The sequence below is a fragment of the Pseudomonas sp. H1_D05 genome, from assembly GCF_054682705.1.
The window spans coordinates 3,845,756-3,862,130 of sequence record NZ_CP162825.1 but is presented as its reverse complement, the minus strand read 5'-3'; the positions used below and the strand labels follow the sequence as shown (position 1 = coordinate 3,862,130).

Annotated in this window: 17 protein-coding genes and 1 tRNA gene; 9 read left to right on the top strand and 9 right to left on the bottom strand. The window is 58.1% G+C overall.

The annotated features are described in order from the left end of the window. Positions 1–4 precede the first annotated feature (4 nt). From AB4O11_RS17495 to AB4O11_RS17475, 5 genes are all read left to right on the top strand, one after another. Complete coding sequence (locus tag AB4O11_RS17495; RefSeq protein ID WP_460127633.1) at positions 5–2,719, top strand: toprim domain-containing protein; 2,715 nt, start codon at positions 5–7, stop codon at positions 2,717–2,719. Between the two features lie 48 nt (positions 2,720–2,767). Then, positions 2,768–3,064 (top strand): hypothetical protein, encoded by a 297-nt coding sequence (locus AB4O11_RS17490; protein WP_460127631.1) that lies wholly within the window; start codon positions 2,768–2,770, stop codon positions 3,062–3,064. 79 nt (positions 3,065–3,143) lie between these two features. Beyond that, the gene (locus AB4O11_RS17485; RefSeq protein ID WP_460127629.1) at positions 3,144–3,407 is read left to right on the top strand and encodes a hypothetical protein; all 264 of its coding nucleotides are present in this window, start codon (positions 3,144–3,146) and stop codon (positions 3,405–3,407) included. Positions 3,408–3,684: 277 nt separating this feature from the next. After that, the gene (locus AB4O11_RS17480) at positions 3,685–3,942 is read left to right on the top strand and encodes a hypothetical protein (RefSeq protein ID WP_460127627.1); all 258 of its coding nucleotides are present in this window, start codon (positions 3,685–3,687) and stop codon (positions 3,940–3,942) included. Between the two features lie 323 nt (positions 3,943–4,265). Beyond that, complete coding sequence (locus tag AB4O11_RS17475) at positions 4,266–5,453, top strand: tyrosine-type recombinase/integrase (RefSeq protein WP_460127625.1); 1,188 nt, start codon at positions 4,266–4,268, stop codon at positions 5,451–5,453. On the opposite strand, the gene AB4O11_RS17470 is transcribed toward AB4O11_RS17475, so the two are convergent. The 6 genes from AB4O11_RS17470 to AB4O11_RS17445 form a co-directional block, all read right to left on the bottom strand. Beyond that, positions 5,437–5,685 (bottom strand): hypothetical protein, encoded by a 249-nt coding sequence (locus tag AB4O11_RS17470; RefSeq protein ID WP_460127623.1) that lies wholly within the window; start codon positions 5,683–5,685, stop codon positions 5,437–5,439. The genes AB4O11_RS17475 and AB4O11_RS17470 overlap by 17 nt on opposite strands. Continuing rightward, on the bottom strand, positions 5,682–5,921 hold the full coding sequence (locus AB4O11_RS17465) for a hypothetical protein (RefSeq protein ID WP_460127621.1): 240 nt from the start codon (positions 5,919–5,921) through the stop codon (positions 5,682–5,684). Before AB4O11_RS17465 ends, AB4O11_RS17470 begins: the two co-directional genes overlap by 4 nt. Before the next feature lie 163 nt (positions 5,922–6,084). Further along, entirely contained in the window at positions 6,085–6,279 is a 195-nt protein-coding gene (locus tag AB4O11_RS17460; protein WP_460127619.1) for a hypothetical protein, read from the bottom strand. A gap of 66 nt (positions 6,280–6,345) precedes the next feature. Beyond that, positions 6,346–6,876, bottom strand: a complete 531-nt coding sequence (locus AB4O11_RS17455; protein ID WP_460127617.1) for a hypothetical protein — start codon at positions 6,874–6,876, stop codon at positions 6,346–6,348. Between the two features lie 143 nt (positions 6,877–7,019). After that, positions 7,020–7,238 carry a hypothetical protein gene (locus tag AB4O11_RS17450; protein ID WP_460127615.1) on the bottom strand — a complete coding sequence of 73 codons (219 nt, stop codon included), beginning with the start codon at positions 7,236–7,238 and terminating at the stop codon, positions 7,020–7,022. Between the two features lie 206 nt (positions 7,239–7,444). Beyond that, positions 7,445–7,534, bottom strand: a tRNA-Ser gene (locus tag AB4O11_RS17445). A gap of 295 nt (positions 7,535–7,829) precedes the next feature. Between AB4O11_RS17445 and AB4O11_RS17440 the strand changes: the two genes are divergently transcribed. From AB4O11_RS17440 to AB4O11_RS17430, 3 genes are all read left to right on the top strand, one after another. Next, a complete protein-coding gene (locus tag AB4O11_RS17440) occupies positions 7,830–8,519 on the top strand; it encodes a crotonase/enoyl-CoA hydratase family protein (protein ID WP_034151725.1) in 690 nt (229 codons plus the stop codon). A gap of 213 nt (positions 8,520–8,732) precedes the next feature. Then, the gene (locus AB4O11_RS17435; protein WP_077571798.1) at positions 8,733–9,455 is read left to right on the top strand and encodes a lysophospholipid acyltransferase family protein; all 723 of its coding nucleotides are present in this window, start codon (positions 8,733–8,735) and stop codon (positions 9,453–9,455) included. 134 nt (positions 9,456–9,589) lie between these two features. Continuing rightward, the gene (locus AB4O11_RS17430) at positions 9,590–10,561 is read left to right on the top strand and encodes a magnesium and cobalt transport protein CorA (RefSeq protein ID WP_093441790.1); all 972 of its coding nucleotides are present in this window, start codon (positions 9,590–9,592) and stop codon (positions 10,559–10,561) included. A 108-nt stretch (positions 10,562–10,669) separates the two neighbouring features. On the opposite strand, the gene AB4O11_RS17425 is transcribed toward AB4O11_RS17430, so the two are convergent. From AB4O11_RS17425 to AB4O11_RS17415, 3 genes are all read right to left on the bottom strand, one after another. Beyond that, positions 10,670–11,392, bottom strand: coding sequence for an amidotransferase (locus tag AB4O11_RS17425; protein ID WP_093441785.1), 723 nt, complete (start codon positions 11,390–11,392; stop codon positions 10,670–10,672). Positions 11,393–11,484: 92 nt separating this feature from the next. Next, entirely contained in the window at positions 11,485–13,629 is a 2,145-nt protein-coding gene (locus AB4O11_RS17420) for a 3-hydroxyacyl-CoA dehydrogenase NAD-binding domain-containing protein (RefSeq protein ID WP_460127613.1), read from the bottom strand. A gap of 24 nt (positions 13,630–13,653) precedes the next feature. Then, a complete protein-coding gene (locus tag AB4O11_RS17415; RefSeq protein ID WP_460127611.1) occupies positions 13,654–14,859 on the bottom strand; it encodes an acetyl-CoA C-acetyltransferase in 1,206 nt (401 codons plus the stop codon). Positions 14,860–15,444: 585 nt separating this feature from the next. Between AB4O11_RS17415 and AB4O11_RS17410 the strand changes: the two genes are divergently transcribed. After that, positions 15,445–16,266 carry a c-type cytochrome gene (locus AB4O11_RS17410; protein ID WP_186624402.1) on the top strand — a complete coding sequence of 274 codons (822 nt, stop codon included), beginning with the start codon at positions 15,445–15,447 and terminating at the stop codon, positions 16,264–16,266. Positions 16,267–16,375 lie beyond the last annotated feature (109 nt).

Genomic DNA, 16,375 nt, shown 5'->3' with positions numbered 1-16,375 from the left:
CCCGATGAACATGAAGCACGATCTGCGCGCCGACATCCTGCAACGCCTTGAATCCGACTACGGACTCAAGCACAAGGCCGGCAAATACATGCGCCAGGGCGAATGCCCGGCGTGCAAGAAAAAGGAGTTGTACGCCTTCCACGATGACCCATGGATGATCCGTTGCGGCCGGGGCAAGTGTGGCCAGACCTGGCACGTCAAAGAAATCTACGAAGACCTGTTCGAAGACTGGAGCAAGCGCGCTCCGGCCAGCGAGCAACACCCCAGCGCCACCGCCCGTGCCTATCTGGAATTTGCCCGTGGGTTTCGGCTCGATCTGATTCAGGGCTGGTTTACGCAGGAAACGTATTTCTCCGGCGAACTGAATGCCGGCAGCGCGACGGTGCGCTTTGCGTTGGAGAAAGGTGGCTACTGGGAACGCCTGATCGACCGGCCGCACCGTTTCGGCAAGATGAAGGCGCGCTTCAAACCCGGTGACAGCCCGCGTGGGTTTTGGTGGTGCCCGCCATGCGTTGAGCTGCTGGATGTCAAAGAAGTGTGGATTGTCGAGGGCATCTTTGACGCCATAGCCCTGGTACATAACGGCATTGCGGCGGTGTCGGCAATGTCGTCTGCCTTCTTCCCTGAAGAGTCTCTGAAAGAGCTGGCCCGGCAGCGCGGCGGTAAATTGCCCAAGCTTATTTGGGCACTGGACAACGAACCCGGCGCGCACAAATACACCAAACGTTGGGTGCGTCAGGCTCGCTCCTTGGGCTACGAGTGCGAAGCGGCGCAGATTCCGCAATCGGACAGCCGCAAGGTCGATTGGAACGACCTGCATCAGCGCTGGGCATTCATTGACGGCGAGAGCGAGCGTGCCGAGCAGATTGAAAAGGATCTGGCCACCGCTCGCTACCACGGCGCACTGCTGATCGCCGAAAGCGCGTCAGAGAAAGGCGTGCTGATGTACGAATGGCGCGAGCGCCATGAGTTTCACTTCGGCTTCGACAGCCGGCTCTACTGGTTCAAGATGGACCTGGAGAAATTCAACAAGGCCATGCAGGCGCTGGAGTCTTCCGAGCGTCACGAAGACCAGCTGCTAAACGACAAACAGCGGCGCGACAAGGCCCTGCGCCAATGCGGCGGCGTGGTGGAAATCGCCAACTGCTACCCGCAAGCGCTGTATTTCCAGCGCAACGAAGTCACCGACGAATCCTGGTACTACTTCCGCGTCGATTTCCCGCACGACAGTGGCAGCGTGAAGAACACCTTCACCGGTGGCCAGGTCGCGGCCGCCAGCGAATTCAAGAAACGCTTGCTCAGCATGGCCGCCGGCGCCGTGTTCACCGGCAGCGGGCAGCAACTCGACAAGATCATGAAGGATCAGCTGTTCGGCCTGAAGACCGTCGAGACCATCGACTTTATCGGCTACAGCAAATTGCACGGCTGCTACGTCTTTGGCGACCTCGCGGTACGCGGCGGCATCGTCAGCGTGGTGAACAAAGAGGACTTTTTCGAGTTCGGCAAGCTGCGGCTCAAGACGCTGCAGAAGTCCATCGCCATGCACATTCAGCGCGACAGCAAGCAGTACCGCACCGACTGGTTGCCGATGCTGTGGCTGTGCTTTGGCGCCAAGGGCGTCGTCGCCCTCGCGTTCTGGTTTGGCTCGTTGTTCGCGGAGCAGATCCGCGCGCAGTACAAGTCCTTCCCGTTCCTTGAGGTCACCGGTGAAGCCGGCGCCGGCAAGACCACGCTGCTGACTTTCCTGTGGAAACTGCTCGGCCGCGAGCATGAAGGTTTTGACCCGTCGAAATCGACCCGTGCCGGTCGACAGCGCGCCATGGGCCAAGTCTCCAACATGCCGGTCGTGCTGATCGAAGGCGACCGCAACGAGCCGGATAAAGCGCACGCCAAGGGCTTCGACTGGGACGAACTGAAAGACTTCTACGGCGGCGGCACGCTCGGCACCAAGGGCATGAAAACCAGCGGCAACGAGACCTACGAACCACCGTTTCGGGGCGCGATTGCGATCAGTCAGAACGCCGATGTCAGCGCGTCCGAAGCGATCCTGACCCGGATTATCAAATCCCACTTTGCGCGCCCGGAAGTCACCACCGAGAGCCGTGCCGCCGCTGACAACCTGAACCTGATCCCGGTTGAACAGTTGAGCCACTTCCTGCTGCTGGCCGTGCGTGCCGAAGCGCAAGTGATGGCCAAGTTTGCAGAACGCGTGCTGGTTCACGAACAGCAGCTGCGCAAGCTCAAAGAAATCCGCGTGGAGCGGATCATCAAGAACCACAGCCAGTTGATGGCTCTGGTCGATTGCCTGCGCCTGGTCTGCCCGCTCGATGACAACCATGTCGCCACAACGCATCAGGCGCTGATGGTCATGGCGCTGGAGCGGCAAGCCGCGATCAGTGCCGACCACCCACTGGTTGCCGAATTCTGGGAAGTCTACGAATACCTCGAAAGCCTGGGCGAAGGCCCGCAGGTCAACCACAGCACCGACCCGAAACTCATCGCCATCAACCTCAACGAGTTCGCCGAGAAGGCCAGCGAGCATCGGCAGAACCTCGCCGACCTCAAGACCTTGCGCGGGCTGCTGGTCAACAGCCGCAGCCACAAATGGTTGGAATCCAATAAGGCCGTGTACAGCGCCGTGCGCGCCTCACAAACGGCCGGCAACGCGATGTTCAACAAACCCACCACTGTGCGCTGCTGGATTTTTCAGAGCGCGTAAACCGCAACCAGCGCTGCAACGCTGGGCACATTCCAAAGGAGAGGCACCATGCAAGTTCAGATCATCACCGGCGACGCCGGCACGGGCAAGACGACGAAGCTGAGATCGATCGAGGCCCAGCAACAGGCTGAAGGCAAACAGGCCGGAATCATTCATGCGGATGCGTATTCGCATCACGGCCTGCTCGGAATCATGGAAGTCAGGCTAGAGCGCGGTGAGCGGACGCTGCTTGTCGATGACTGCTCGAGCAAACAGATCGATGAGGTTTTGCAGTGGCAGAGGGAGGCCGCTGGGAACGAGCAGCTGGAGGACTTGGCGATTCACCTGGTTCGCCGCGCCGGCTGAACAACGAGTTCATGCCGAAAAGAATTGGTGCCGAGGGGCTGCAACCCCTCGCCACCGACCACCCCAAAGGAGAAGCACCATGCAAGCACAAAACCCAAGCGGCAGCAGTACAGAGGCTACCACGAACGCCTTCAAAGTCGGCGATGACGTGACTTTCGTCGCTGCACGCAGCACCGGGCACAGCGTCAGTCTCAGCGTTCGCGAAGGGAAGATTGCAGAGATCGACAGCGCAACGGCGATCGTCAAGCTTCGCAATGGCCGCACCAGTGTGCAGCCGTTGAACAAGCTGACTCACCAGGGCGAGCGCAACGCCCTCACCCACGCATTGCTGGGGGACGCCTGATGCAGCCCTCAGCCAATTCTGTGGCACGCACCCGTCCGCCCATGGCGAGCCATCGGCTTGACCTTCCCAGTTGCTGCGACATTTGCGGCAAGGCCCGATCCACCCGCAAGCATCAGGCCTGTAGCCGGATCCGGCAGCAGTGCAAGGCCGCCGAGTGGGCCGAGCTGATGACGGCACGGGCGGAAGCGAAGAAGAACAAGCCACAGCGCTACGCGCGCTGATTTGAATGACGGGCGATGGGGAGCTGCAACTCCCCATCGCCCGAAGGAGAAGCACCATGCAGGCAACGGCTTTGTTGTTTTTATACCTGTGCACCGACGCATCCCGCCTCGACTGCCAGGCCATTCCTGTCCAGCAATGGGTCAGCGGGGACGCCTACGATCAATGCGCGAGAACCGCCCATACTCTGGAAAGCGCCCTGACCCCGGCCAATCGACCTCGGCATCGGTTTGTTTGCGAAACGCCGGACGCCGACAGCGCCAAGACTGAATCCGAAAATCAGCCTCACCTCACGCTTCAATCGTTTCGGCTGTGATCGGGGGACACGATGATGAGAAGAAAATCGTTTCCCTGGAATCTGGACCTCACCGGCGTCTGTGATCAATGTGGCAAATCCCGCGCCCACGGCAACCACCGTAAATGCAGCAAAGCACGGCAAGTGATTGCGTCACTGCGCAGAGCAGAGGAGGCCCGGTCCGGTATTCCTTCTCCACCTAGAAAAAGCGCCGGATTGTTCTGGTTACTTCGTCAGGACTGATCAGCAACACTCCAACCTACGGCAACACAGAAAGGCCCGATGTTGGGCCTTTCTGTGTTGCTCTGCTGATCAGTGGTTCAGTTCATCGTTTAGGGACGTGTATGGCACATGGCGTAGAGGCCCGTGGCAATTCGGTGCGGGTCTATTTTCGTTACAACGGCAAGCGGTACCGGGAGCTTTTGCCCGGTGGGAATACCGCAGCCAACCGGGAGCGGGCCGCACACCTGGTCAACATCATTGAATACGAGATCAAGGCCGGCACCTTCAATTACAGCCGGCACTTTCCTGATTCGGCCACCTTGGTCGAGAACACCTTCGGTCACTATCTCGACCTGTGGCTGAAGATCAAAAGCAACAGCGTTGCTGCGACGTCTTATCGGGGATATGCCAATAAGGCCGAGGTCCATGTGCGACCGCGCTGGGGCAAGGTGCAGATCGACCAGATCGATCATCTGGATTTGCAGGAGTGGGTGCAGGACACGCTGTCGAAACGCCTGAAGAACAAGACTATCCGGGACGTCATCAGTAACGTGCGCCAAGTCTTTCGGCTGTACCGCACTCGCAAAAAGGTGGCGCATGATCCGACCGAGGGTTTGTTTGTGCGATTACCCGACCCTGAAGCGCCGGACCCGTTCACCAGGGCGGAGATCAAGCAGATTCTTGAGACACCCACCAATCGGACGCAGGAGCTGCTGATGATTCAATTCATGATTTGGGCGGGGCCACGGGTATCGGAAACCATTGCGCTGGCCTGGGAGGACGTGGACCTGGAGCAAGGCACCGTGACCTTTCGCCGGTCCAAGGTGCGCGGCGCGTACCGCGTGACGAAAACCCGCCGATCAACGCGCCGAGTGCGCCTGCTGGCCCCGGCGTGGGACGCTCTGCGCAAGATCGATGCGTTGACCCGCAAACGCAAAGCGGAAACCGTGGAGGTGGTCGAGCGGGACAACAAGACGGTGCGAAAACACAAACTGCACTTTGTGTTCCTGAACACCAAGACTGGTCTGCCGCATGCCAATGACTTCGTGGTGCGTGATCGCTTCTTCAAGGCGCACTTACTCGCCGCCGGCGTTCGTTATCGCGGCCCCGGGCAGTGCCGGCATACCTACGCCAGTCAGTTGCTGACCACCGGGGTGGCGTCGATCGACTGGATCGCCGAACAGATGGGCCATACCAACGGCAACATGATCCGTCAGCACTACGGGACATGGATCAATGAGGATGGACCGGACGTGGTGGGGATGTTGCAAATGGCCTTGAAGCTGTCACCGGTTACAGCTCTACATTGAATCCGCTGAGGCCCACGCCTTCGGCAAAACGTCCCACGGCGGTCAAGCTGGCCCAGGTGCGCAGTGACTCACGTCGCGAGCGCACCGGCACCCAGCGTGCGCCGCTGCCGCCCAGGCGAATCGACAGGCCCCATTCTGGGCCACCGTTGATCTTGACCACCAGGCATTCGCGCACCGCGTGTTGTTCGACCAAGGCGCGCAACACGTCTTCGTGAATACCTTCGCCGATCACTGCTCGTGCTCCTGACGCCGCGCTGCGGCCGCAGCCTCGAAGGTCTTATACAAACCTTCGATACTCGCCGCGTTCAGCACCTTGACCGTCTCCAGGCCCAGCACAAAACCTTCGGCACGATCACTGGCGCGAAACAAATCGTCAGCCGTATGCGCCAGTTCAATTTGGTGCAGCAGTTTCAGGGTTTGCACCTCCACTGCGTTCGGCAGTTTCAGTGTCGCCAATGCATCCGTCATGCGTACTCCCACGTCCAGAGATCAACCAGATACAGAGGGAATGGTAGACCAGCCCTGGGGGGACCGGCTTCCACGACCACAAAAAAGGCCCCCACACCTGAGCCAGGTGTGGGGGCCGATTGAACATAGGCTGGAATTATCCGTAACGTGCCATCAATGGGGCTTAGATCATTTTTTCAAACGGCACTTTAGGCTTCGGCTCAGCCGGCTTGCCCAATACGTAGTAAGTGTGTTCAAACTCATCCTCCGGGCTAGTCTTGACGGCCACGGCCAACAATCGCCAGCCCTCCACCAGCAACTTGTTGGCTTCAGTAACGCCCTTCACTTCCTTCAATACCGCAGCTTCACTCATATGCATCGGTTTGACTCCTTGTGATGATTGCCCATGGGGGGAACAACGACCGACGCGTTCGACGGCCTTTCGTCATGTATCTAATTCAGTTGAGTCAACTTTATTTCGGTGCGCGGATAGATATTCAGATATAGCTTTCCTAGCCCTCTTCGCTTGACCTGGGTTGCGCCCAGTTAAAAGACGGCACAACAACGCAAAAATAACTCCAGTAATCCAAAACAGAAAACTGATTGCGACTAGCCACCAGGCGTAGACGGCATTGGATGACGATTCTGTTGCGGTCAACCAGATCACCGTTATCAGAAAGACTAATTGTGACACTGTCGAAAGACCGCCCCAGGCTGTGCGGACCAAACCGCAAAAATCTGACAACCGATTGGAGAGGCGATCATAACTATAATAATCGGCTGTCATTTCTATCAGTTTTGGCGTCAGTCTTTCCTCCATTAAATCTTCTTCGGCCACGCCCAGTTTAAAAGCGAAACCTTGGAGTTCCTGTTTTCCGCTTCTGTCGATTTCCCAAGAGGCGAGGAACAGTACGACCACACCAGAAGCAACAGTCGCGAGGACAGCGCCCACTATATGAACTATTGCAATGAACATCTCGGTTCTCTCTCGAGCTACTCGGTTGACAGAATTTGCTGGTAACGAGCTATTCGAACGATGACTGAATGCAGTCGTCCGTGGACTTCGCTATGCACTTATAGCTGTCAGCCATTCATGCCGCCAGAATCAGGAACGACTTCCTACAAACGCCGTAATCGAGTAATTGCATCTCCGATTGCTTTCGCATTTGTGTCCAAGGTCTCCATCGCCGTGACCGCGTTTTCTGCGACGGCCTCTGCACCATTCTCTGAAAGCCATTTCGTGACCTCCTCTACCGCCGCCGCCAGAGCATGCTGGTTGTGCAGTAGCAAGGTCAGTGCATCTGCAGTGGCAATGTCGGAGTCTGAGTTATGAGGCATGGAATTCGTCCTTGAAGTTGGATTCGCCAAAGCCTAGTTCATCACGTCGCTGGCGAAGGTCTCTTACTCATTCAAAGGCGTGCATTTTTGCGCACCGAAATAGCGCCTCAGTCCCATCTCAGTCCCATATGGCCTTTTTTCAGACGGCAAAAACCACAAACCCCCGACTTTCTCTAGGAAAATCAGGGGTTTGCGTTTACTGAATGTGGCGGTGAAGGAGAGATTCGAACTCTCGATACAGTTTCCTGTATACACACTTTCCAGGCGTGCTCCTTAAGCCACTCGGACACTTCACCGTATCTCTTCAAACATGTTCTGTCTGTCGAGGCGCGCTAATGTAGTCGAAAGCTTTTCCGATGGCAAACTTTTTTTCAGAATTTTCATGCGGTTAAGAGAAAAAGTCGTTTTGCCCGCTAGCAGGCCATGGCAAACCGGCCAATCTTCGGTGGGCGCGGCCCTTCTATATAGAAGCTGAACGCCTAGCCATGCAGGGTGGGTCGGGAAACGGTGACTGGCGGGTCAGTCATGGCGCTTTACCTGGCCTGCGGCGGTGGGTAACGTCTGCCCATCTTTCTTACAAGGAATAGCGTCATGAGTGAGTTGATTTCCTACCACCTCGAAGACGGTATCGCGACCCTGACCTTGAGCAACGGCAAGGTCAATGCCATTTCTCCGGACGTGATTGCGGCATTCAACGCGGCGCTGGATCAGGCGGTGACTGATCGTGCCATCGTGATCATCACCGGTCAGCCAGGGATTCTGTCCGGCGGCTATGACCTGAAAGTCATGACCGCCGGTCCTAAAGAAGCTGTGTCGCTGGTAACCGCGGGGTCGACCTTGGCCCGGCGCCTGCTCTCTCACCCGTTCCCGGTGATCGTCGCATGCCCAGGTCACGCGGTGGCGAAAGGCGCTTTCATTCTGTTGTCTGCTGATTACCGCATTGGTGTCGACGGCCCGTTCAGCATCGGTCTGAACGAAGTGCAGATCGGCATGACCATGCACCACGCGGGTATCGAACTGGCTCGCGATCGCCTGCGTCGCTCGGCGTTCCACCGCTCGGTGATCAACGGCGAGATGTTCGATCCAAAAAGCGCCGTGGATGCCGGTTTCCTCGACAAGGTGGTTGCCGCCGAAGAGCTGCAAGGTGCCGCCCTCGCCGCTGCGCGTCAGTTGAAGAAGATCAACATGCTCGCGCACAAGAACACCAAGTTGAAGGTGCGTAAAGCACTGCTGGAAGCTCTGGATAACGCGATCATCCAGGATCAAGAGCATCTGGGCTAAGCCCGGCTGCTGCGCAAAAGAAGCCCGACCGTCGTGTCGGGCTTTTTCTTGCACGCATGGTTTAAAAGTCCGCGACCGCTCTAGGACAGGTCTGACCCTCCATTCTGAAACATGCGCTTAAACATCGGCTATCTCCGCACTCTATAGCGGCAATTGCCGAAAACAGTGCACATCCGTACACTGCGCCACCTTTTGTCCCGGTGGGGCCTGAAAATGCTGTTCGTGTTTCGTATGTTATTGATGGGCCTGCACTTTATTCTCGCCGGCGTGCTCGGGGTGATTCTCGGGATCTGCCGCCCGTTCAATCCGGACAACAGCCGTCTGTGCGCCCGTCTCTACGCGCTGCCGGCGATGTGTATTTTGCGTTTAAGAGTGAAATCCGACGTCAGCGGTTTGCTGAACAAACCCGACAGCTGCGTGATCATCGCCAACCATCAGTCCAATTATGATCTGTTCGTGTTCGGCAACGTCGTGCCGCGCCGTACCGTGTGCATCGGCAAGAAGAGCCTCAAGTGGGTGCCACTGTTCGGGCAACTGTTCTGGCTGGCCGGCAATGTGTTGATCGACCGTGGCAATGCGCACAAGGCACGCCAGTCGATGCTGACCACCACCAATACCTTGCAGAACGAAGACACCTCGATCTGGGTGTTCCCGGAAGGCACACGCAACCTCGGCGAAGAATTGCTGCCCTTCAAGAAAGGTGCGTTCCAGATGGCAATTGCCGCTGGTGTACCGATCGTTCCGGTTTGCGTCAGCAGTTACATCAAGCACATGCGCCTGAATCGCTGGCGCAGCGGGAAAATCCTCATACGCTCGTTGCCGGCGATTCCTACAGCCGGATTGACCATGGACGACATGCCCATGCTCATCAATCAGTGTCGCGAGCAGATGCGCGAGTGCATTGAATCGATGGATCGGCAACTGCAAGCTGCCTGAAAAGACAACCCGCCCTGTGCGGGTTTTCTTTTGCCCGGTGAACTGTACAGATTTCACTGACTCTCAAGCAGCGACACGGCTAAGCTGAAGCCTTGAATTCCCTGCCACCTGCCAAGAAGAAGTGAATCACCACCATGGGTCGAGTTGTTGCTGCTGCGGTGTACAGCGCAGGCAAGAAAGTCACCAATATTACCCTCGACGAAGGCGCTGCCTGGGCTGCGAAAACCGGCCACTTCGTGTGGATCGGCCTGGAAGAGCCGGACGCTCAAGAGCTGTCCAACCTGCAACGTCAGTTCAACCTGCACGAACTGGCCATTGAAGACGCCCTGGAAAAACACAGTCGACCGAAGCTCGAAACCTTTGGCGACGCTTTGTTTATCGTCACCTACTCACCCATCCGCGAGAACGGCGTTCTGCAATTTATCGAGACGCATATCTTTGCGGGCAAGGGCTACATCATCACCGCGCGTAATGGCCACTCGGCGTCCTACGCCCATGTTCGCCAACGTTGTGAGGCGCGTCCGCTGTTGCTGGAGCACGGGGAAGATTTCGTACTTTATGCGTTGCTCGATTTTGTCATCGAGAACTATCAGCCAGTCGGCGAAGCGATCCATGCCGAGATCGATGAGCTGGAGCGCAACGTGTTGTGCAGCGCGTTGAATGAGCATGACATTCAGAAGCTGCATGGCTTGCGCCGCGATGTCGTACGCCTGCGTCGGTACGCGGCACCGATGGTGGAGATTGGCGAGGAACTGCAGAAGTTGAGTTTCCCGTTTATCGACAAGAACATGCGGCCGTACTTCCGTGATGTGCAGATTCACGTCACGCGGCAAATGGAAGACCTGACCACCTTGGCCGACATTGCCAGCCAGACCATCGAGATTGGTGTGTTGCTCGAGGCGTCACGACAAAGCGTGGTGCAACGCAAGTTTGCTGCCTGGGCGGCGATTCTGGCGTTTCCGACGGCGGTTGCGGGGATTTACGGGATGAATTTCCAGAACATGCCGGAGTTGAGCTGGCACTACGGCTATTTCGGTGTGCTGGGGTTTATTACGGTGGGGTGTGTGAGTTTGTGGGCAAGTTTCAAGAGGTCTGGGTGGTTGTAGAGCAGACAGAATTGTCTGGAACATTCGCGAGCAGGCTCACTCCCACATTGATCGGTGGCGCACCGGAAATCCAATGTGGGAGCGAGCCTGCTCGCGAAGCTTTTGTCCTTAGACAGTTTCTGGCTTATGCGCCACAAAACGCATCATCCATTCCGCGACTGTCGCACCATGGTGTTCCTGCTCGAGACTGGCCACACCTTTGCTGTAGATCTGTGAACCCAACGCTTCCTGACGCAGATCGAGCAGCGCCCGCGAGTAATCGTGAATGAACTCCGGGTGGCCCTGGAAGCACAACACCTGATCGTTGATGTGATAGGCCGCGAACGGGCAGAAATCGCTGGAAGCAATCACCGTGGCGTTTTCCGGCAGCGCTGTGACCTGGTCCTGATGGCTGATCAGCAGCGTCAGTTCCTCACGCACCGGGCTCATCCAAGGCGCCTTCGCCGCCAGTTTGTAGTTATGGGTGCCAACACCCCAACCTTGCGTGGCGCGCTCGCTCTTGCCACCGAGCAGCAGCGCCAGCAGTTGATGGCCGAAGCACACGCCGAGCAGTTTGTCGCCGCGCTCGTAACGAGTCAGCAGGTATTCCTTCAGGGTCTGGATCCACGGATCAGTACCAAACGAGTCAGCCTTGCTGCCGGTGACCAGGTATGCGTCGAAGGTTTGGTCGTCGCTTGGGTATTCGCCCTGCATCACGTTGTAGACGGTGAACTCGGCGGCAATCGGTTGCTGCGAGAACAGGCGCTGGAACATCTGCCCGTAACCCTGATATTGATCGACCAGTTCCGGACGCAGGATGTCGGTTTCCAGAATGCAGATGCGTAGCGACATAAAAAATACCTGACACGTGATGGGAATAATGAACACCCCAGAGCCTGCCTTGAAACCCCCTGGCAAGGCAAGCCCCGGAATGCTCGTTGCCCTTAGAACATTTCACCTTTTGCCGCTTTATCCAGCAGCAACGCTGGCGGCGCGAAACGCTCGCCATACTGCTCGGCCAGATACTGCGCACGGGCGACGAAATCCTTCACCCCGTATTGGTTGATGAACTGCAATGCGCCGCCAGTCCACGCTGCAAAACCGATACCGAAGATCGAGCCAACGTTGGCGTCCGCCGTCGAGGTCAGCACACCCTCCTCCACACAACGGACGGTTTCAATGGCTTGTACAAACAGCAGCCGATCACGCACGTCTTTGGGCGAAATCTGTCCGTCAGCCTTTTCGAAACGCACCTTCAACTCGGGCCACAGATGTTTCTGCCCACCAGCCGGGTAATCGTAAAAACCGCCACCGGCCGCTTTGCCCGGACGCTTGTATTCGTTAAGCAGTAAGTCAATCACGGCGAAGGCCGGGTGCTCAATCAGCGGTTTCCCTTCTGCCTGTAGGTCCTTGGCGGTTTGCTGACGGATATGGCTCATCAGGCTGAGGGAAACTTCGTCGGAAATCGCCAGAGGCCCGACCGGCATCCCGGCCTTGCGCGCTTCGGTCTCGATCATCGGCGCGCTCACGCCTTCGCCGAGCATGGCGATGCCTTCGTTGGTGAAGGTGCCGAAGACGCGTGAAGTAAAGAAGCCGCGACTGTCGTTGACGACGATCGGGGTTTTCTTGATTTGCAGCACGAAGTCGAAACCGCGCGCGAGGGTTTCATCGCTGGTCTGTGCACCTTTGATGATTTCCACCAGCGGCATTTTTTCTACCGGGCTGAAGAAATGCAGGCCGATGAATTTGCCAGGATCAGGCACAGCCTTTGCCAGCCCGGTAATAGGCAACGTCGATGTATTCGAAGCGATGACCGCTTCGGCGCCGACAACTTGCTGCGCGGCAGAGGAAACCCTGGCCTTGAGATCGCGATCCTCAAACACCGCTTCGATGATCAGATCGCAACCCGCGAGGTCGGCATCATTTTCGGACGGCTTGATCCGCGCCAACACCACATCACGCTTCAAAGCATCCATCTGCCCACGGGCGACTTTCTTGTCTAGCAACGCCGCAGAATGTGCTTTGCCTTTCTCGGCGGCAGCCAGATTGACATCCTTGAGCACCACCTCAATACCCGCCGAAGCGCTGACAAAGGCAATCCCCGCGCCCATCATCCCTGCGCCAAGCACGCCGACCTTACGCGTGACATACGGCGCAAAACCCTGCGGCCGCGAACCACCAGCATTGATCTCATTGAGTTGAAACCAGAACGTGCCGATCAGGTTTTTCGAGATCTGCCCGGTAGTCAGTTCGGTGAAGTAACGGGTTTCGATCAAGTGCGCGGTGTCGAAATCGACCTGAGCGCCCTCGACTGCCGCGCAGAGGATTTTCTCCGGCGCCGGCATTGTCCCATGGGTCTTGCTACGCAGAATCGACGGCGCAATCGCCAGCATCTGCGCCACTTTCGGATTCGACGGCGTGCCGCCCGGAATCTGATAACCCTTCACATCCCAACGTTGTACCGCCGTCGGATTGGCGACGATCCAGGCGCGCGCCTTGGCCAGCAATTCATCGCGATTCGCCGCCAGCTCATCAATCAAACCGGCCTGCAATGCCTGCTGTGGACGCACCTTCTTGCCCTCTAGCAGATAGGGCAGCGCTTTTTCGAGACCGAGCATGCGCACCATGCGTACCACTCCGCCGCCGCCCGGCAACAGGCCGAGGGTCACTTCCGGCAGACCGAGCTGTACCGACGCGTCGTCCAATGCCACCCGGTGGTGACAGGCCAGGCAGATTTCCCAGCCGCCGCCCAGCGCCGCGCCGTTGATCGCCGCGACCACCGGTTTGCCGAGGGTTTCCAGGGTGCGCAACTGCGCTTTGAGGGTCAGCACCATGTCGTAGAAGGCTTTGGCTTCGGGCTTGCCGACCTTGATCAACTCATTGAGATCACCGCCGGCAAAGAAGGTTTTCTTTGCCGACGTAATGATCACCCCGGCAATGTCGTCTTTTTCCGCCACCAGCCGGGCGACGCACGCGGCCATGGCCTCGCGGTACACAGCGTTCATGGTATTGGCGCTCTGGCCCGGCATGTCGATGGTCAGCACGACGATCGCGTCCTGGCCTTTTTCGTAACGAATGGCTTCGCTCATAACAAGGTTCCTTGAATTCGGGGCTCAGAGGCGTTCGATGATGGTGGCAATGCCCATGCCGCCGCCGACGCACAGCGTCGCCAGGCCATAGCGCAGGCGCCGCGCTTCCAGCTCATCGAGCAAGGTGCCGAGGATCGCGCAACCGGTCGCGCCCAGCGGGTGGCCCATAGCGATGGAACCGCCGTTGACGTTGACCTTGTCCGGGTCGACTGCCATGTCCTTGATGAACTTCAGCACCACCGAGGCAAACGCTTCGTTGACCTCGAACAGGTCGATGTCTTCAACGCGCAGCCCGGCCTTGGCCAGTGCCTTTCGCGTTGCCGGCGCCGGGCCGGTGAGCATGATGGTCGGATCGGTGCTGGTGACCGCCGTGGCGACAATCCGCGCCCGAGGTTGCAGGCCCAGCGCACGCCCCTTGGATTCGGAGCCGATCAGCATCAGTGCTGCACCGTCGACGATCCCGGAACTGTTACCCGGTGTGTGCACGTGATTGATCCGCTCGACATGGCTGTAGACCCGCAGCGCGGTGGCGTCAAAACCCATCTGCCCGATCATTTCGAAACTCGGCTTGAGCTTGCCCAAGCCTTCCGGGGTCGATTCGGCGCGAATGAACTCATCGTGATCGAGCAGAATGATGCCGTTCTGATCCCGCACCGACACCAACGACTTGTTAAACGAGCCATCGGCCCGCGCCCGCGCGGCCTTCTGCTGCGAGTGCAGCGCGTAGGCATCGACGTCGTGACGACTGAAGCCCTCAAGCGTAGCGATCAGGTCGGCACCGACGCCTTGCGGAGTGAAATGACTGTGCAGATTAGTCTGCGGATCGAGCGCCCGGGCGCCGCCGTCGCTGCCCATGGGCACCCGCGACATCGACTCGACACCGCCGACCACTACAAGATCTTCGAAACCCGAGCGCACTTTCATCGCGCCGAGGTTGACCGCTTCCAGACCCGAGGCGCAAAAACGATTGATCTGCACACCGGCAACGCTGACATCCCAATCGGCCACTTGCACGGCGGTTTTGGCGATGTCCGAGCCTTGATCGCCAATCGGCGTCACGCAGCCGAGCACTACGTCATCGACCTGACTGGTGTCCAGCGAGGAGCGTTCTTGCAGCGCGTTGAGCAGACCAGCGACCAGATTCACCGGTTTGACGCTGTGCAGGGCGCCATCGGCCTTGCCTTTGCCACGGGGCGTGCGTAACGCATCGAATATCAAAGCTTGGGTCATGACGTCCTCGAACCTGTGCGGGGAGTGATTGCTTGTGCCTCCACTCTTGACCCGAGCGGCCATGGATTCAATGACCACAGCGCTCAATGCGGTTGACGCACACGCTCAGACGGACGGTCATCGGCGGCTGGGTGAACCGGTTCAGGTCGGCGAGTTGTCTAGCCAGCGGGCGGCAAAGAAGCTGGCAATAAGCCTCATGCTTTTTTTATCGCATCTGGCAAGTACTCCATATGAAATGGATCTAAGCCAAGCGTGACGCGGCCCCTAATGTAGAACATGTACGTCAGGGTCGTCGGGTTTTGCCGAGGCAGACGTTCTTCAACAGGAAGTGCAGCGCTTGCCGTCATGGATATGCAGGCAGGCATCAGGAAATAACAATAAAGGCGGTCAAGCCATGTTCAAACAACCGAAAGTTCGTCAAGCAGGGCTCATTCTTTTCGCCACGACGCTGTTGTTGATTTTGCCGAATCTGACCAAGGTCATCGGCTGAGTCGAGCGCCGGGCGCTGCTCATCGCCACTGAAAATGTGACTGGCCCGCTACCCGGGCCAGCGTGGCTGTGCCAACCTTGGCGCACTCCCACGACATGGACGGCGATCATTTGAAAGCGCTCATTGTGTTCGGGGCCATGCTGCTGAGCATGCCCTTGTCTGCCGCACAGTTGGATCTGCAACTGGGCGCAAGCAGCCGCACCTGGCAGACCGAGGAATTGCTCAAGCATCCTCAAGTGCAAACCCTGACGATCAAAAACGATGTGTCCTACAAGAAGGACATGACCTATCGCGCCGTACCTGTGGCCGCATTGCTGACAGGGATCAAACCGCAGGATCACCTGCAAGCGGTGGCACTGGACGGGTTTGCCGCCGAGTTGTCAGCTGCGCCGTTGCTTAATACAACAGGTGCGCGAGCATGGCTGGCCATCGAAGATCCGGCGCAGCCGTGGCCATCGCTGTCGGAAGGCAAGCACAGCGCCGGGCCGTTTTATCTGGTCTGGACCGATCCGCAGGCCGGCAATATCAGTCCGGAGCAATGGCCGTTCGAAGTCGCGAGCATCAAGCGCATGGCGCCAGTGGCGGAGCGTTTCCCTGCCCTACTGCCGGATCCTGCGTTGAAAGCAGATGACCCGGTGAATCAAGGGTTTGCGCTGTTTCAGAAAAACTGTCTGGCGTGTCACCGGTTGAACGGTGCGGGGGATGCGCAATTCGGGCCGGACCTGAATATTCCTTACAGCCCGACCGAGTATTTCGGCGCGGATTTCCTCAAGCGCTACATTAGGGATCCGCAGAGTTTGCGTCAGTGGCCGCAGGCGAAGATGCCGGGGTTTTCGGTGGAGGTGTTACCAGAGGGGGATCTGGAAATGCTGGTGGGGTATCTCAAGCACATGGCCGGACGCAAGGTTAAGCCGTAACGCCATTTCCCTTGTGGGAGCGAGCCTGCTCGCGATAGCGGTGTATCAGTCAGCACATTTGTAACTGACAGACCGCTATCGCGAGCAGGCTCGCTCCCACAGGGGTACG

Coding starts and splice junctions, on each gene's coding strand:
- AB4O11_RS17450 (WP_460127615.1), bottom strand. CDS start 7,238: ATGCCTCATAACTCAGACTCCGACATTGCCACTGCAGATGCACTGACC.
- AB4O11_RS17415 (WP_460127611.1), bottom strand. CDS start 14,859: ATGACCCAAGCTTTGATATTCGATGCGTTACGCACGCCCCGTGGCAAA.
- AB4O11_RS17460 (WP_460127619.1), bottom strand. CDS start 6,279: ATGCATATGAGTGAAGCTGCGGTATTGAAGGAAGTGAAGGGCGTTACT.
- AB4O11_RS17430 (WP_093441790.1), top strand. CDS start 9,590: ATGGGTCGAGTTGTTGCTGCTGCGGTGTACAGCGCAGGCAAGAAAGTC.
- AB4O11_RS17420 (WP_460127613.1), bottom strand. CDS start 13,629: ATGAGCGAAGCCATTCGTTACGAAAAAGGCCAGGACGCGATCGTCGTG.
- AB4O11_RS17425 (WP_093441785.1), bottom strand. CDS start 11,392: ATGTCGCTACGCATCTGCATTCTGGAAACCGACATCCTGCGTCCGGAA.
- AB4O11_RS17465 (WP_460127621.1), bottom strand. CDS start 5,921: ATGACGGATGCATTGGCGACACTGAAACTGCCGAACGCAGTGGAGGTG.
- AB4O11_RS17490 (WP_460127631.1), top strand. CDS start 2,768: ATGCAAGTTCAGATCATCACCGGCGACGCCGGCACGGGCAAGACGACG.
- AB4O11_RS17435 (WP_077571798.1), top strand. CDS start 8,733: ATGCTGTTCGTGTTTCGTATGTTATTGATGGGCCTGCACTTTATTCTC.
- AB4O11_RS17485 (WP_460127629.1), top strand. CDS start 3,144: ATGCAAGCACAAAACCCAAGCGGCAGCAGTACAGAGGCTACCACGAAC.
- AB4O11_RS17440 (WP_034151725.1), top strand. CDS start 7,830: ATGAGTGAGTTGATTTCCTACCACCTCGAAGACGGTATCGCGACCCTG.
- AB4O11_RS17495 (WP_460127633.1), top strand. CDS start 5: ATGAACATGAAGCACGATCTGCGCGCCGACATCCTGCAACGCCTTGAA.
- AB4O11_RS17480 (WP_460127627.1), top strand. CDS start 3,685: ATGCAGGCAACGGCTTTGTTGTTTTTATACCTGTGCACCGACGCATCC.
- AB4O11_RS17455 (WP_460127617.1), bottom strand. CDS start 6,876: ATGTTCATTGCAATAGTTCATATAGTGGGCGCTGTCCTCGCGACTGTT.
- AB4O11_RS17410 (WP_186624402.1), top strand. CDS start 15,445: ATGGACGGCGATCATTTGAAAGCGCTCATTGTGTTCGGGGCCATGCTG.
- AB4O11_RS17475 (WP_460127625.1), top strand. CDS start 4,266: ATGGCACATGGCGTAGAGGCCCGTGGCAATTCGGTGCGGGTCTATTTT.